This is a genomic window from Clavibacter sepedonicus, assembly GCF_000069225.1.
Classification (GTDB): domain Bacteria; phylum Actinomycetota; class Actinomycetes; order Actinomycetales; family Microbacteriaceae; genus Clavibacter; species Clavibacter sepedonicus.
Genome location: NC_010407.1, coordinates 1,040,826 through 1,056,379 on the forward strand (window position 1 = coordinate 1,040,826; position 15,554 = coordinate 1,056,379).

Annotated in this window: 11 protein-coding genes; 5 read left to right on the top strand and 6 right to left on the bottom strand. The window is 72.4% G+C overall.

The genetic code is table 11. The annotated features are described in order from the left end of the window. The first annotated feature begins 281 nt into the window (after positions 1–281). From CMS_RS05015 to CMS_RS05030, 4 genes are all read left to right on the top strand, one after another. Positions 282–1,928, top strand: a complete 1,647-nt coding sequence (locus tag CMS_RS05015; RefSeq protein ID WP_041464419.1) for a sensor histidine kinase — start codon at positions 282–284, stop codon at positions 1,926–1,928. A gap of 136 nt (positions 1,929–2,064) precedes the next feature. Beyond that, positions 2,065–3,894: a BCCT family transporter gene (locus CMS_RS05020; protein WP_041464420.1), complete on the top strand. Its 1,830-nt coding sequence runs from the start codon at positions 2,065–2,067 to the stop codon at positions 3,892–3,894. Positions 3,895–4,021: 127 nt separating this feature from the next. Continuing rightward, positions 4,022–5,035: a diacylglycerol/lipid kinase family protein gene (locus CMS_RS05025; RefSeq protein WP_041464421.1), complete on the top strand. Its 1,014-nt coding sequence runs from the start codon at positions 4,022–4,024 to the stop codon at positions 5,033–5,035. A gap of 55 nt (positions 5,036–5,090) precedes the next feature. Continuing rightward, positions 5,091–6,269, top strand: a complete 1,179-nt coding sequence (locus CMS_RS05030; RefSeq protein ID WP_012298412.1) for an AAA family ATPase — start codon at positions 5,091–5,093, stop codon at positions 6,267–6,269. 129 nt (positions 6,270–6,398) lie between these two features. Here CMS_RS05030 and CMS_RS05035 read toward each other — a convergent pair whose 3' ends face one another. The 3 genes from CMS_RS05035 to CMS_RS05045 form a co-directional block, all read right to left on the bottom strand. Next, positions 6,399–7,502, bottom strand: a complete 1,104-nt coding sequence (locus CMS_RS05035; RefSeq protein WP_041464422.1) for a fatty acid desaturase family protein — start codon at positions 7,500–7,502, stop codon at positions 6,399–6,401. A gap of 328 nt (positions 7,503–7,830) precedes the next feature. Continuing rightward, positions 7,831–8,874, bottom strand: a complete 1,044-nt coding sequence (locus CMS_RS05040; protein WP_041464890.1) for an NAD(P)-dependent alcohol dehydrogenase — start codon at positions 8,872–8,874, stop codon at positions 7,831–7,833. Between the two features lie 50 nt (positions 8,875–8,924). Beyond that, positions 8,925–9,656 (bottom strand): hypothetical protein, encoded by a 732-nt coding sequence (locus CMS_RS05045; protein WP_012298415.1) that lies wholly within the window; start codon positions 9,654–9,656, stop codon positions 8,925–8,927. Between the two features lie 144 nt (positions 9,657–9,800). Between CMS_RS05045 and CMS_RS05050 the strand changes: the two genes are divergently transcribed. Further along, complete coding sequence (locus tag CMS_RS05050; RefSeq protein WP_012298416.1) at positions 9,801–10,448, top strand: DinB family protein; 648 nt, start codon at positions 9,801–9,803, stop codon at positions 10,446–10,448. A 36-nt stretch (positions 10,449–10,484) separates the two neighbouring features. Here the strand turns inward: CMS_RS05050 and CMS_RS05055 are convergent, their stop codons facing one another. The 3 genes from CMS_RS05055 to CMS_RS05065 all read right to left on the bottom strand — a co-directional run bounded on the left by CMS_RS05055 (position 10,485) and on the right by CMS_RS05065 (position 15,539). Beyond that, entirely contained in the window at positions 10,485–11,486 is a 1,002-nt protein-coding gene (locus tag CMS_RS05055) for an IS481 family transposase (protein WP_049791880.1), read from the bottom strand. Between the two features lie 59 nt (positions 11,487–11,545). Then, positions 11,546–14,572: an alpha-mannosidase gene (locus tag CMS_RS05060; protein WP_041464423.1), complete on the bottom strand. Its 3,027-nt coding sequence runs from the start codon at positions 14,570–14,572 to the stop codon at positions 11,546–11,548. 136 nt (positions 14,573–14,708) lie between these two features. After that, positions 14,709–15,539: a carbohydrate ABC transporter permease gene (locus CMS_RS05065; protein ID WP_012298418.1), complete on the bottom strand. Its 831-nt coding sequence runs from the start codon at positions 15,537–15,539 to the stop codon at positions 14,709–14,711. Positions 15,540–15,554 lie beyond the last annotated feature (15 nt).

Genomic DNA, 15,554 nt, shown 5'->3' on the forward strand with positions numbered 1-15,554 from the left:
CCGGTCCTGCATCGGCTCCTCATCAGCGCTCCTGCGGTGTCGTACCGGTGTTCCTTCGACATGCATCACTCTGACGGAACGGTCTCAAGCCACCCGCTGGGGATCCGCAAGTCCCCCCGAGCTTTCCCGCAAGCCCGCCCCGGCATCGGCTCAAGGCCGAGAGGACTGTCCGCGCGCGGTCCGGTGGGATCCGCGTGGCGGCGCGGGTGGGGGCTGCGCAGGTCCCCCGGTCTAGGCTCGGTCGACGGCGTCCACCGACGGCGGATGGAGGAGGAGCGCGCATGACCCCTCCCGTGCCCGCCACCCGGTCGACGACCGACGAGCGGCGGCGACGAGGAGCCACCCGCGCGCAGATCCCGTTCCTCCTCAGCTGCGCGGTGGTCGCGGTCATCGTCGCGCTGGACGCGCCGTCGATCCAGCGCGACCCCTGGTACGCGGCCGCAATCGCCCTGGTGCTGATCGGCACGGTCCTGGCCGTGGTCGTCGCCGCCAGCCGGCTCCCGTCCGCCCTCCTGATCCTCGTGCCCGCGCTCGACCTGCTGGCCGTCGCGTCCATCCGCGAGGCGACCGTCGCCACCCTCCCCGCGGTGGCGCTGCTCGTGATCTTCCCGCTCCTCTGGCTCGTGTTCGGCTTCCCGACCGGTGGCGTCCCCGTCGCCGTCGCGGGCGCGCTCGCCATTACCGTCCTCCCCGTGCTCCGCGCCGGCGGGCTGCCCGCGACGAGCGCCGGCTGGGCCGACCTCGTCGGCGGTCTCCTCCTCACCTCCCTCCTGGTCGCCGCGGCGGCGCAGGCCGCGGCGACGCTGCGCCGGGCCCAGCGCGATCTCGCGGAGGCGACGGCGGCCCAGACCCGGCTCCTCGCGGAGTCGCGCGAGCAGACCGCGACCATCCGCGACGTCGCGGACGCCGTCGACGTGGGCATCGTCTTCTTCGACGCCGACGACCGGCCCGTCATCCGCAACGCGGCGGTCCGCCGGCTCCTCGAGCTCGCCGGGTACGACCACGAGACCGGCATGGCGACGTCGGTCTACGGATCCGACCGCGTCACCCCCGTCGCGCGCGACGGCAAGGTCCTGATGGAGGCGGTCTACGCCGACAAGGTGCACGGGCCCGTGTACTGGGTGGGGGAGCCCGGCGACCAGCGCGCCCTCGTCCTCTCCGTGCGACCGATCGGCCACCGGCCCGGCCAGCTCACGGGCACGGTGCTCGGGGCCTACGACGTCACCGACCTCGCCCAGGCCGTGCAGGTGCGCGACGAGTTCCTGGCCACCGTGTCGCACGAGCTGCGGACGCCGCTCACCAGCATCGTGGGCTACCTCGACCTGCTCGACGAGCTGCACGACCCCGCCGAGCTGGGCATCGCGGACGAGCTCGCGGTGATCCAGCGGAACGTCGCGCAGCTGTCGAGCATCATCGGCTCGCTCCTCGAGGGCGCCGACCACGCGCCCGCCCTGCGCCGCGGGACCGTCGACCTGACAGCCCTCGTCGACGCCGTCGTGCGGCCGGCCGCCGCGCGTGCGACCGAACGCGGCCTGGTGCTCGAGGGGCGGCTCGAGCCCGGGATCACGCTGGACGGCGACGCGGACCGGCTGACGCAGGTCGTCGAGGCGCTCGTCGCCAACGCGCTCCTCTTCACGCCGTCCGGCCGCATCGACGTGGTCCTCGCGCGCGAGGGGGACGACGCCGTGATCTCCGTCGCCGACACGGGCGTCGGCCTCAGCGAGGAGGACCAGCGCCACGCGTTCGACCGCTTCTTCCGCGCGCAGTCGGCCCGGGACGGCGCCGTCCCCGGACTCGGGCTCGGCCTCTCGATCGCCGAGCGGACCGTCACGGCGCACGGTGGCACGGTGCGCATCGCGAGCCGCCTCGGCCACGGCACGCGCGTGGTCGCGACCCTGCCGCTCGGACGCGACGCGACCGGCGCCTAGCCCTCCTCATACCCGATGGCAAGGTCCAGGGGCGAATCGACCGATCCCGCGGTCGCCGCCTAGACTCGGCCGGTCGCTCGCGGGACCCCTGCGGGCGATGCCCATGCCACCGAGCCCACAGGAGCCCATCCCCTCCATGACCTCCACGCGCACGACCGCAGAACGCCTCCTCGACCGCCTGGTCCCGAAGCGCAGATCGGGTCCCGACGGGACCCGGCCACCACGCCGCGACCACTCCGACCACCGCCTCCTCGAGGCCCGGTTCACCGGCTCGGTCGACCTGTACGAGCCCGAGCACCCGAGGATCGACCGTCTCGTCTTCGGCGTCACGGCCGTCCTCGCGGTCGGCTTCGTCGTGTGGGGCATCGTGAGCACCGACGGCCTCGCGTCCGTGTCGGGCGCCGCGCAGAGCTGGGTCATCAACCAGACCGGATGGCTGTTCGTGCTGGCGGCGAGCTTCTTCGTGATCTTCGTGCTCTGGCTGGCCGCGAGCCGCTACGGCCGCATCAAGCTGGGCGCCGACGACGAGAAGCCGCAGTTCAAGACGGTGTCGTGGATCGCGATGATGTTCAGCGCGGGCATGGGCATCGGCCTGATGTTCTTCGGCGCGGCCGAGCCGCTCAGCTTCTTCGTCAGTCCGCCGCCCGGCACCACGCAGCCGGAGTCGGAGGCGGCGATCCGCACCGCCATGGCCACCGCGATGTTCCACTGGGGCCTGCACCCGTGGGCGATCTACGCGGTCGCCGGCATCGCGATCGGCTACGGCACGTTCCGCAAGGGACGCAAGCAGCTCTTCTCCTCCATCTTCCAGCCGCTGCTCGGCACCAAGCGCACCGAGGGCTGGGCGGGCCGCGTCATCGACATGCTCGCGATCTTCGCCACGCTGTTCGGCTCCGCGGCCTCGCTCGGCATCGGCGCGACGCAGATCGGCGCGGGCCTCGAGTTCAACGGCTGGGTGGACGAGGCCACGGCCCCGCTCCTCATCGGCATCATCGTCATGCTCACGATCGCCTTCATCTTCTCGGCCGTCTCCGGGATCGCACGCGGCATCCAGTGGCTGTCGAACATCAACATGGTGCTGGCCGTCGTGCTGGCCGTGTTCGTGTTCGTCGTCGGCCCGACGCTCCTGATCCTGAACCTCATCCCCGCCACGCTCGGCGCCTACCTCGGCGACATGACCGAGATGGCGTCGCGCACCGCGGCGACCGGCGGTGACGAGATGAGCGCCTGGCTCTCCAGCTGGACCGTCTTCTACTGGGCCTGGTGGATCTCGTGGACGCCGTTCGTCGGCATGTTCATCGCGCGCATCAGCCGCGGCCGCACCATCCGCGAGTTCGTGGTCGGCGTGCTCCTCGCGCCCAGCATCGTGGCCCTCATCTGGTTCTCGATCTTCGGCGGATCCGCCATCCACGCTCAGCAGACGGACGGTGACATGACCATCGACGGCGCCGTGGTCAGCGACAACACGCTGTTCCAGCTGCTGAACCACTACCCGCTGGCCAGCATCAGCACCATCCTCGTGATGCTGCTCGTCGCGATCTTCTTCGTCTCCGGCGCCGACTCCGCGTCGATCGTGATGGGGACGCTGTCGCAGCGCGGCGCGCTCCACCCGAGCCGCAAGGTCGTCGTGTTCTGGGGCGTCGTCATGGGCGCGGTCGCCGCGATCATGCTCGCCATCGGCGGGGGAGGCACAGAGGCCCTCACCGGCCTGCAGAACCTCACGGTCGTGGCCTCCCTGCCGTTCGTGATCGTGATGCTCGTGGCCTGCTACGCGCTCTGGAAGGAGCTGCGCACGGATCCGCTCATCGTGCGCCGCCAGGTCGCGGTCGAGATGATGCGCGACGCCGTGGTCAACGGCGTCGAGCAGCACGGCGACCGCTTCCAGCTCTCGGTCGACCCCGTCGAGCCGGAGGACGCGGAGATCCGCGAGCCCCTCGGCGACGAGGACGAGGCCCGGCGCTCCTGACGCCCGCCACCCACGACGAAGCCGATCCGCGCCCTGAGCGCGGGTCGGCTTCGTCGGCCCGGGCCATCGGGCGCACGCGGGGGTCCCGGGACCCTCGCGCGCCGCGCGCGTCGGTAGGGTGACGGTGATGACGACTTCCACCCCCGCCTCCGCACCATCGCCCGCGTCCACCGACGAGTCGCGCCGCCGTGCCGCCGTCGTCTACAACCCCATCAAGGTCGACCTGGCATCCCTGAAGACCAAGGTCGCCCAGGCGGCGGGCGCGGCCGGGTGGCAGGAGACCCTCTGGTACGAGACCAGCGAGGACGACCCTGGCAGGGGCGCCGCGGAGGAGGCCCTCTCGCACGACGTCGACATGGTCATCGCGGCGGGCGGCGACGGAACGGTCCGCGCGGTCGCCGAGGGCATGTCGGGATCCGGCGTCTCGCTCGGGCTCCTGCCCTCCGGCACCGGGAACCTGCTCGCGCGCAACCTCAAGCTCACGCTCAACGACGTCGAGCACTCCCTCGAGGCCGCGTTCTCCGGACGCGACCGCGCGGTGGACCTCGCGTCCATCGAGATCCTGCGCGAGGACGAGACCCGCGACAAGCACGTGTTCGTCGTCATGGCCGGCGTCGGCATCGACGCGAAGATGCTCGCCAACACCGACTCGGAGCTGAAGAAGAAGGTCGGCTGGCTCGCCTACGTCGACGCGATCTTCAAGGCCCTCCGCGACCGGGACCAGCTCCGCCTGTGCTACCGCCTCGACGGCCGCAGCGTGCACCGCCGCCGCGCGCACACGCTCATCGTCGGCAACTGCGGATCGCTGCCCGCCAACATCCTGCTGCTGCCCGACGCCGCGGTCGACGACGGCATCCTCGACGTCGTCCTCATGCGCCCCGAGGGCATCCTCGGCTGGATCCAGATCTGGCTCAAGGTCGCGCGGGAGAACGGCGTCGTCCGCCGCACCGCCGCGGGCCGCCGCCTGATGGGCCCGGAGAAGGAGGTGCGCGCTCTCGAGTACCGCACCGCCGAGGAGGTGGTGGTGCGCCTCGAGAAGGAGGAGGACATCGAGCTCGACGGCGATCCGTTCGGTCGCGCCGTGGGCTTCAAGATCCAGGTGCTGCCCGGCGGCCTGACCGTGCGGGTGCCGCAGAACTGACCTGCTCGGCGATGACGGGCAGGTGCCTGTCGGGGGTGCATGGGAGGGTCGCGCCATGATCCGCACCCTGGCCGTCTCCGGCTACCGCTCCGTCCGCGACCTCGCCCTGCCGCTCACCGGGCTCGACGTCGTCACGGGCGCGAACGGAAGCGGCAAGTCCAACGTCTACCGGGCGCTCCGCCTCATCGCCGACATGGCCCAGGACGGGGCCGTCGGCGCGCTCGCCCGGGAGGGCGGCCTCGAGGCCGTGCTCTGGGCCGGCCCCGAGGGCATCTCGCGCGCCATGCGCGACGGCGAGCACGCGGTGCAGGGCACCATGCGCAAGGGCCCCATCGCGCTCCGGCTCGGGTTCGCGGGCGACGACCTCGGCTACCTCGTCGACCTCGGCATCCCGCAGCGGGATCCCCGCGCGCTGCCGCCCACCATGTTCGGTCGCGATCCCGAGATCAAGCGCGAGCTCGTCTTCTCCGGTTCGGTCGCGCGGCCGCGCTCGCTCGTGCTGGAGCGCCGCTGGCAGGACGTGCGGGTCCGCGACGAGGCCGACGGCTGGACGCACGTCCCCGCCATGGTGCCGGCGCACCTCAGCGTGCTCAGCGAGGTCGCCGACGCGGTCACCAGCCCGGAGGCCATGATCCTCCGGCGACGCATGACCGGCTGGCGCTTCTACGACCACCTGCGCACCGACGCGGACGCGCCCGCCCGGCGCCCGCGCGTCGGCACGCGCACCGACGTCCTGGCGAGCGACGGATCCGACCTCGCGGCCGCCGTGCAGACCATCCGCGAGTGGGGCCGCGGCGACGCGCTCGACGCCATGGTCGACCGCGCGTTCCCCGGGTCGCGCATCGTCATCCGCTCGCAGGACGGCGTCCTGTCGCTGGGCCTCGAGCAGCCCGGCATCCTGCGCGTCCTCGACGCCCCGGAGCTGTCGGACGGCACGCTGCGGATGCTGATGCTCACGGCCGGGCTGCTCACCACGGAGACGCCGGAGCTCATGGTGCTCAACGAGCCGGAGACGAGCCTGCACGGCGACCTGCTCCCTGCGCTCGGCGAGCTCATCGCGGAGGCCTCCCGGCACATCCAGATCCTCGTCGTCACGCACGCTCCGGGTCTCGGCGCCGCCATCTCGGCGCATGCGGAGGCGGGGGAGCTGCTGCTGGAGAAGCCGCACGGGGAGACGCTGCTCCACGGGCAGGGCCTCCTCAGCGCACCCTCGTGGGACTGGGGCAAGCGCTGACGCTGACTCCGACGTCCACCTGCGCAGGCACGGGGAGGGACGCGCACCTGCCCCCGTCGACGACGACGCCTCCCGTGCCCCGCGGATGTGCGGGGCGAGCGGGAGGCGTCGAGTGGTGGGCGTGCCGGGTCAGCGTCCGAACGCCGCCGATGCGGGGCAGTCGAACGGGTCGCCGCCAGCCGAGAGGCCGACCCGGTTGAGGTACGCGATGACGATCCCGTAGGACGCCAGCAGCGTGGTCTCCGTGTACGGGATGTTGTGCGTCGCGCAGTACTCCTTGGCGATGACCTGGGCCTTCTTCAGCGCGGGTCGCGGCATGTTCGGGAAGAGGTGGTGCTCGATCTGGTAGTTGAGGCCGCCCATGTAGATGTCGGTCAGCCAGGTGCTCTTGATGTTCCGCGACGTGAGGACCTGGCGGCGGAGGAAGTCGACCTTGGAGTCCTTGGGCAGCACGGGCATGCCCTTGTGGTTGGGGGCGAACGAGGCGCCCATGTAGACGCCGAACACGGCGAGCTGCACGCCGACGAACGCGAAGGCCATGCCGAGGGGGAGGAAGAAGAAGACGACCGCGAGGTAGGCGATGATGCGCGTGGAGAGCATGGAGATCTCGAGCCAGCGCTTGTCGACCTTGCCCCGGCCGAACACGGTGCGGAAGCCGTGCACGTGCAGGTTGAGGCCCTCGAACATGAGGATCGGGAAGAACGCGTAGCCCTGGTGGCGCGTGAACCAGCCGTAGATGCCCTTGGCGCGGGCGGCGTCCTCCGTGGTGAAGGAGATGACGTCGCGCTCGATGTCCGGGTCCTTGCCCATGACGTTCGGGTTCGCGTGGTGACGCGAGTGCTTGGTCATCCACCAGGAGTAGCTGATGCCGACGAAGAGGTTGGCGAGCGTGCGGCCCGCGATGTCGTTGGCCTTGCCGGACTCGAACACCTGGCGGTGCGAGGCCTCGTGGGCGAGGAAGGCGAACTGGGTGAAGATGATGCCGAGACCGGCGGCGATGAGCAGCTGGAACCAGCTGTCGCCGAGGAGCACGAACCCGATGCCGAGGCCGACGAGCGCCGCGGTGATGCCGGCGAACATGAGGACGTAGAAGCCGACGCGCCGCTCCAGGAGCCCCGCTTCGCGGACGGTGTTGAGCAGCCCCGAGTAGGCGGTGGTGGGGTTCGATCCGCCGCCACGCTTGGGCTTGGTCAGGACGATGCGGGGAGGGGCGGAGGTGTCGGTGTCTGTCATGTGCCTGCTCACTCGAAGGTCGGGGCCTCTCGGCCAGGGGGAGCGGTCCGTCTCACGGGACCAAGGGGATGCAGCGCCGCGATCCGCATGACGCTCCGGCTACCGGGGATCAGGGGCGACCGAGTCCTTACCCTGCCATGTCGCGAGGCGCCGTGGGCTGAGAAACCGTCGGTGCGTCGCGGCCCGGCGGCCGCGTGTAATGTTCGCCGCCGATCGCCCCGCGGTTCGGTCCGGATCCGCTGGAGGGGGTCCACGGACGCATGCCCGCTGCGGCATGCGCGGCTCTGCGAACGAGGGGATCCTCCCCCGTGCAGCGGGCGCCGACCGGTCAGGGGACGATGACCGCGCGGCCCCGGACGGTGCCCGCGGCGAGCGCGGCGTAGGCGTCCGGACCGTCCTCCAGCGCGTACCGCTGCGTCTCGACGGTCACCTGCCCGGAGCGCGCGAGGTCGAGCACCTCGATGAGCTCGGAGCGGCTGCCCCAGTAGGGGATCCGCACGGCCGCGTCGAACGCGATGGTCCCGAAGCCGACCTCGACGCTGCCCCCGCCGATGCCGACGATCGTCACGTCGCCGCCGGCCTCGACCACCTGCACGGCGGTCGCCATCGTCGGCTTCGCGCCGACGAAGTCGAAGACGGTCTGCACGCCGCGGCCTCCGGTGATCGCGCGGATCCCGTCGGCGGCGTCCTGGTCGCTGATCACGGTGTGGTGCGCGCCGACGTGGCGGGCGAGCTCGAGCTTCTCGTCGTTCACGTCGAGGGCGATGACGGTGGCGCCGGTGAGCGCGCGGAGGATCTGGATCCCGACGTGCCCGAGCCCGCCCGTGCCGATGACGACGGCGTACGTGCCCGCACCCAGCTTCGGGAGCGAGGTCTTGATGGCGTGGTACGGGGTGAGGCCGGCGTCGGTGAGCGACACGTTCGCGACGGGATCGAGGTCGCCGAGCGGCACCAGGTGGCGCGGGTCGTCGACGATCATGTACTCCGCCATGGCGCCGGGGGCGCCGAGCCCGGGAGGCTGGATGCCCTCGGCCGCGGCGTTCTCGCAGTAGTTCTCGCGGCCCTCCGCGCACGCGTGGCATCGTCCGCAGCCCCACGGTCCGTAGACAGCGACGGCGTCGCCGACGGCCAGGTGCTCGACGCCCGCGCCCAGCTCCTCGACGACGCCGGCGCCCTCGTGGCCGAGCGTCAGGGGCAGCGGGTAGCCGCCGGCGCGGTACTCCTCCTCCGAGAGGCCCATCACGTACTCGTCCGAGTGGCACACGCCGGCGGCGGTGACGCGGAGGAGGACCTGACCGGGCCCGGGGACGGGCTTGTCGATCTCGACGACCTCGGGGTGGGATCCGATGCGGGTGTACTGGAGCGCCTTCATGCCGTCCACCGTATTCCCCGCACGGGGGAACCGGCTGGGTGCGGGCGTCGTCAGGGCAGCCGTGTGCCGTGCGGCGGCTCGACGGGCGGGGCCTGCGTGCGCTCGGGCTCGGGGAGGGCGAGCTCGGCGTCCGCGGCGTCGCGGAGGAGGGCCATGCGGCCGGCGGCCGGGCACTGCGTGGCGAGCGTCGAGGCGGACATCAGCAGGTAGACCGGTAGGAACCAGGCCAGCGTCCCGCCGCCGCCCGTGAACAGGAAGAAGGGGATCCCGATGAGCGCGATGACGGCGAGGAGCGCGGCCCCGGGGACGGGCATCGCCGACGATGCGATGGCACGACGCGATTCGGTGGCGACCCGCTCGGCCGTCCCCGCTGCGAGGGTGACGCGGCCGCGGGCGTCCACGGAGCGATCGAGCAGCGCCGCGTCGCGCCAGGCCGGGTGGGTCCCCACGATGGACGGGTGACGGCTGATCGCGCGGGTCAGCCACACGGAGACCGGCACGACGCCCGCAGCCGAACCCACGACGAGTCCGATCAGCACGGCCGCCGAGGTGGCGCGGTCCTCGCCGTCGGCGCGGGCGAAGACAGGTCGGAGGAGGAGGGCCAGGGCGGTCCCGGTGACCAGGGCGACCCCCACCGCGACGAGCAGGCGTCGCCGCGTGATGACCTCCGCGGTCCAGGAGGCGAGAGCACGGGCGCCGACGGCCGCGAGCTCGCGCCGGCCGTGGCCGGGGTCGTCCGACGCAGCGGTGGAGCGGTCGGCGGTCGTGTCGTCGGCGGTCATGCGGCCCTCTCGTCGGGGCGATCGCCCTCGTCCATCCTCGTGGGCGCGAGCGGGCCGGTCCGCCCACGCGGGCACCCCCGTCCGGGTGTCCAGGCGCCGCATCGGGGCTGGACGCGCGTCGGCGGTGCCTGGGAGGCTCGCGGCATGACCGCAGCGCAGCCCTCATCCGCCTCCGAACCCACCTCACCACCCGCGCTCGACGCCGTCCGCGACGACCTCATCCGCCACCTCCGCCTGGCCCGCGAGGCGCTGGTCTGGAAGCTCGAGGGCCTCGGCGACCACGACGTCCGCCGGCCGCTCGTGCCCACGGGATCAAACCTGCTCGGCCTCGTGAAGCACGCGGCGGGCGTCGAGGCGGGCTACCTCGGCTTCGTCTTCGGGTGGCCGTTCCCCGAGCAGCTGCCGTGGATGGAGGAGGACGCGCCGCCGAACGCCGACATGCGCGCGACCGCGGACGAGTCGTGTGCCGACATCGTGGGCCTCTCCGAGCGCGTCGGCGCGCACTCCGAGGCGACGCTCCGGGCGCTCCCCCTCGACGCCGTCGGCCGCGTGCCGTGGTGGCCGGGGGAGGCGGGGCTGGTGACCGTGCAGCGGATCGCCGTGCACCTGATCGCCGAGCTGAACCGGCACGCCGGGCACGCGGACATCCTCCGCGAGCTGGTCGACGGCGCCGCGGGGCTGCGGGCCGAGAGCGGGAACCTGCCGGCCGGCGACGCCGCGTTCTGGCGGGCTGAGCACGCCGAGACCGCGCGCGTCGCCCGCCAGGCGGCGGGGCTGCCGCCGGTCGACTGACCGGGGCCCCGCCGGGCGGTCGGCTGGTGTACTGAGTCATGACGTTGGTGACACTCGGGCCGCGGGCGTCAGCCCGTGGCTTGAGTGGATTCGTTCAGTGTTGTAGTGCTCGATGAAGGGGTCAAGCGCGTCGGCGCGGTGTTGGTTGCTGGTGAAGGGTTGCCGGTAGGCCCACTCGGTCGCGAGGGTCCGGTTGAAGCGCTCGACCTTGCCGTTCTGCCAGGGGCAGTGCGGGCGGATGAACTTCTGCCGCGCGCCCAGGTCCTGGACGGCGTTCTTGAACGCGGTCGAGTGCCGGTAGGCGAACGCGTTGTCCGTGATGACCCGCTCGATCCGGGTGATCCCGCGCCCGGCGAAGTACGCCGCTGCGCGGGTCAGGAACCCGGCCGCGGTCGCGCCTTTCTCATCGGGATGGATCTCCGCGTAGGCGAGACGGGTGTGGTCATCGACCGCGGCATGGACGTAATCGAACCCGATCCCGCGGCCGCGGACCTGCTCGCTGCGCCCGTGGACCCGCCAGCCGCCTCCGTCCGGGATCCTCCCGAGCTTCTTCACGTCCACGTGGATCAGATCACCCGGATGCTCGTGCTCATACCGGTGCGCCGTTGACCGGGATGCCCGGATCACGGCCCCGGTGACGGGGTCCAACCATGCCAACGGCGGCGCCCCGTGCCGGCGCAGGATGCGGGAGATCGTGCGGGCCGGAACGCTCGTCACCGGAGCCAGCCGGGCGGGCCCGAACCGAAGTTCCGCGCGCGCAGCCAGCACGGCGCCTTCCTGTTCCGGACTCGTCCTCGCCGGCATCGACCGTGGTCTCGAGGACCGATCCGCGAGCCCCGCGACACCCTCCTGACGGAACCGGGCCACCCACCGATGCGCGCACTGACGCGACACCCCGAGCTCGCGAGCCACATGCGACACCGGACGACGATCCTCGACCACCCGGCGAACGAGGAGAAGCCGACCATGAACAGTCAACCGGGCATTAGCGATGGGACATCGAGGCCTCCTGGCGATGGTTGAACTAGACAGCTCCATCAAGCCAGGAGGCCTCTTCACACGCCCCGAAGTGTCACCAACGTCACGGCCGAGTACAGCTAGGCGCGCGCGAACCGCAGGGTCGCGATCTCGAACGGCCGCAGCGTCAGCTCGATCCCCTCGCCCGACGGCCGCGCGTCGGCGCCCTCCAGCGGCCGCTCCAGCAGGTCGGTGCGGATGGGGTCGCCGAGGCCGGCTGCCGCGTCAACCCGCACGACCGTGCGCTCGCGGCCGCCGCGCGCCTCGTAGAGCCGCACGACCAGGTCGCCCGAGCGGTCCTCGGCGAGCTTGACGGCCTCGATCACGACGGCCGCGTTGGACGACGTGACGAGCGGGGCGACGCCGTGGTCGCCGGCGACCTCGCGCATCGGCAGGTTCAGCCGGTAGCCCGCGTCGGCGGCGCCCAGCACGTCGGGCGCGACCCGCACCGCGGAGCGCAGCACGTGCCGGCCCTGGTCGGCGTGCGGGTCGGGGAACACGGGCGCCCGCAGCAGCGACTGGCGCACGAGGGTCGCGCTGCCGCCGTCGGGGCGGGGGATCCGCGTCACGTCGTGCCCGTACGTCGCGTCGTTCGCGACCGCCACCCCGAAGCCGGGCTCACCCACGTGCACCCAGCGGTGCGCCACCGTCTCGAAGCGCGCCGTCTCCCACGAGGTGTTCGCGTGCGTCACCCGCTGCACGTGCCCGAACTGCACCTCGGACGCGGCGCGGTCGGCGTGCACGTCGACCGGGAACGCGAGCTTCAGGAGCTTCTGCCGCTCGTGCCAGTCGACGTCGGTGACGACCTGCAGCTCCGGCTCGCCGGCCGGCAGCGTCCACGTCTGGGTGACGCGCGAGGCGCCGAAGGCGCGCTCGACCACGAGGGCCGCGCCCTCGATCCGCACCGACTCGACATCGGTGAGGTCGGTGCGGTTGCGGCGGTAGGCGTCGTCGATGTCCCACGCGTCCCACTGGTTCGGGGTGTCGCGGAAGAGCTGCAGGAGGCCGAGGCGCTGACCCGGTGCGACGAGGTCGCGACCCGATGCCGCGTCCACGAGCGAGGACACCGTGCCGTCGGCCTCGAAGCGCGCGCGGACGAGGCCGTTGTCGATGAGCCAGCCGTCGCCGTCCGCGACGGGCGCGGGGGAGCCGGGCGCGGGATCCACGACCGCGGCCGACAGCGCGCCGACGCCCGCCGCGTCCACGGGCGCCGCGTTGAACGCGATGCGCCGCTCGCCGGATCCCGCGAGCACCGACTGCGCGTCGGCCATGAGCTCCCGCAGCCGCCCCTGCACGCGGGCGTGCTCGCGCTCCGCCTCCTGGTGCACCCAGGCGATGGACGTGCCCGGCAGGATGTCGTGGAACTGCAGCAGCAGCACCGTGCGCCAGAGCGCGTCGAGCTCGTCGTGCGGGTACTCGACGAGGCCGCGCACCGCCGCGGTCGCGAGCCACAGCTCCGCCTCCCGCAGCAGGTGCTCGCTCCGCCGGTTCCCCTGCTTCGTGCGCGCCTGCGACGTGTACGTGCCGCGGTGGAACTCCAGGTACATCTCGCCCGACCACACGTGCGGGTCCCGGAGCTCGGCCTTCGCGGCGTCGAAGAAGTCGAGCGGCGTGCCGAGCGTGACGCGCGGCGACCCCTCGAGGTCGCGTGTGCGGTGGGCGGCCGCGACCATCTCGCGGGTGGGCCCGCCGCCGCCGTCCCCCCAGCCGAACGGGACGATGGACGCGTTGCTCACGGCCTTCTCCGCGTGCTGCCGCTCGGCGCGCGCGAGGTCCTCGCCGGAGAGGTCGGAGTTGTAGGAGTCCACCGGCGGGAAGTGCGTGAAGACGCGGCTGCCGCCGATCCCCTCCCAGAGGAAGGTGTGGTGCGGCATCGTGTTGGTCTCGTTCCACGACTGCTTCTGCGTGAAGAAGTACTCCGCTCCCGCGCCCCGCACGATCTGCGGCAGCGCGGCCGTGTAGCCGAAGGAGTCGGGCAGCCACACCTCCCGGGCGTCGATCCCGAACTCCTCGAGGAAGAACCGCTTGCCCTGCACGAGCTGGCGGACGAGCGCCTCGCCGCCCGGCATGTTCGTGTCGGACTCGACCCACATGCCGCCGACGGGCACGAAGCGGCCCTCGGCCACGCGCTGGCGCAGCCGCTCGAACAGGCCCGGGTGGTCCTCCTTCAGCCAGGCGTACTGCTGCGCGCTGGAGGCCGCGAACACGAAGTCGGGATCCTCGTCCATGAGCGCGAGCACGTTGGAGAACGTGCGGGCGACCTTGCGGCGCGTCTCGCGCACGGGCCAGAGCCACGCGGAGTCGATGTGCGCGTGGCCGACGGCCGTGACCCGGTGCGCGCTCGCGTGGGCGGGCGCCGCGAGCACCGCCGCGAGCGCCCTCCGGCCGGCGGCGGCGGTGCCGGCGACGTCGTCGGGATCCACCGCGTCGCACGCGCGCTCCAGCGCCGCGAGGATCTCGGCCCGCCGCGACGACGCCGGATCCAGCTGGCCCATGAGCCCCTGCAGCGTCCAGACGTCGCGGTCGAGCTCCCAGACGGCCTCGTCGCGCCACGCGAGGTCCATGGTGCGGAGCGTGTAGAGGGGATCGTCGCCCGCGGTGGCGAGGTCGCCGAGCGGCGTCTCGCCGTAGAAGGAGTTGCCGCCGACGTCGGGGTTCGAGGCGGCCTCGATCCAGAGGTCGATGGGCGTGCCCGGCCCGGTGCCCGCCCCGACGCCCTCGAGCGGCACGTACCCGTTGTACGGCTCGATGGCCTTCACGACGCTGCCGTCGGGACGGTGGACGAGGCCCTCGGCCTGGAACCCGGGCTGGCGGTCGCTGAAGCCGAGGTCGACGAGCACCTCGAGCGCGGTGCCCGCGGCGTCCGCGTCGTCGGGCACGGTCCCGGTGACGTGGAACCACGTCGTGCCCCATGCCCGGCTCCACGGCGTGCCGACCGCGAACGGCCGGTACTCCTGCTGCACGGCCTCCGCGAACGGGACCGGTTCGCCGGGCGCGTCCCAGGCCTCGATCGTGAGCGGGATCCGCCGGCGGTGGACGTTCGGGGTGAGGCGGTCGAGGATGAAGCGGGCGATGCGGGCCTCGGCGAGCGCGGTGGTGGGGGGCATGGTCATCTCCAGTCGATGGCGCGGCGTGCCGCGGGCGGGTGGATCGGGTCGTGCGCGGCGCGCGGTCGGCGCCGATGGCGGATGGTGCGGTCGGGCGGCGTCAGCGTGGCGATGGGCCGATGCCGCCGCCCGCGGATCAGCCCTTCACGGCGCCGGCGAGGGCGTTCGACCCGCCGAGCGTGCGCGAGACGAGCACGTACAGCGCGATGACGGGCACCGAGTAGACGAGCGAGAACGCCGCGAGCTGGCCGTACGCGACCGAGCCGTACTGCCCGAAGAAGTTGAAGATGCTCACGGCGGCCGGCTGCTTGTCCGGGCTCAGCAGGAGGATGAAGGGCACGAAGAAGTTCCCCCAGGCCTGGATGAACACGAAGATGAACACCACCGCGATCCCGGGCCGCATGAGCGGCACGACGATGTGGGTGAGCGTGCGCATCATAGACGCGCCGTCCGTCCACGCGGCCTCCTCGAGGGAGATCGGTACCGAGTCCATGAAGTTCTTCGCCATCCAGATCGCCATCGGCAGGCTCGTGGCGGCGAGGAAGAAGACCGTGCCGCCGATCGAGTCGATGAGGTCGAGCGTGACGAAGAGGCTGTAGACGGGCACCATCATCGCGGTGATGGGCAGGCACGTGCCGAAGAGGATCCCGTAGAGGAACGGCTTGTTGATCCGCATCCGGTACCGCGACAGGGGGTAGGCCGCGAGGATCGCGACCACCACCGTCACGACGGCGCAGCCGCCCGAGAGCACGAGGCTGTTCATCAGGGGGATGAACGAGATCTCGGGCGTGAGCACGGCCCGGAAGTTCTCCAGCGTGAACTCCGCCGGCACCTTCGCCGAGAGCGTCGCCGACGGGTCGACCGACGCCAGCACGAGCCAGACGAGCGGCACCGCGAAGCACAGGGCGACGACGACGAGCACCAGGTTCGCGACGAGGCGCATCACGCGGCCGCTGGGAGAGGTCATGCGGGATCCCGGAGG

Bases quoted from the DNA above. Each gene is read 5' to 3' on its own strand.
- CMS_RS05045 (WP_012298415.1), bottom strand. From the start codon at position 9,656: ATGACCGCCGACGACACGACCGCCGACCGCTCCACCGCTGCGTCGGAC.
- CMS_RS05030 (WP_012298412.1), top strand. From the start codon at position 5,091: ATGATCCGCACCCTGGCCGTCTCCGGCTACCGCTCCGTCCGCGACCTC.
- CMS_RS05055 (WP_049791880.1), bottom strand. From the start codon at position 11,486: ATGGAGCTGTCTAGTTCAACCATCGCCAGGAGGCCTCGATGTCCCATC.
- CMS_RS05060 (WP_041464423.1), bottom strand. From the start codon at position 14,572: ATGCCCCCCACCACCGCGCTCGCCGAGGCCCGCATCGCCCGCTTCATC.
- CMS_RS05050 (WP_012298416.1), top strand. From the start codon at position 9,801: ATGACCGCAGCGCAGCCCTCATCCGCCTCCGAACCCACCTCACCACCC.
- CMS_RS05015 (WP_041464419.1), top strand. From the start codon at position 282: ATGACCCCTCCCGTGCCCGCCACCCGGTCGACGACCGACGAGCGGCGG.
- CMS_RS05025 (WP_041464421.1), top strand. From the start codon at position 4,022: ATGACGACTTCCACCCCCGCCTCCGCACCATCGCCCGCGTCCACCGAC.
- CMS_RS05035 (WP_041464422.1), bottom strand. From the start codon at position 7,502: ATGACAGACACCGACACCTCCGCCCCTCCCCGCATCGTCCTGACCAAG.
- CMS_RS05040 (WP_041464890.1), bottom strand. From the start codon at position 8,874: ATGAAGGCGCTCCAGTACACCCGCATCGGATCCCACCCCGAGGTCGTC.
- CMS_RS05065 (WP_012298418.1), bottom strand. From the start codon at position 15,539: ATGACCTCTCCCAGCGGCCGCGTGATGCGCCTCGTCGCGAACCTGGTG.
- CMS_RS05020 (WP_041464420.1), top strand. From the start codon at position 2,065: ATGACCTCCACGCGCACGACCGCAGAACGCCTCCTCGACCGCCTGGTC.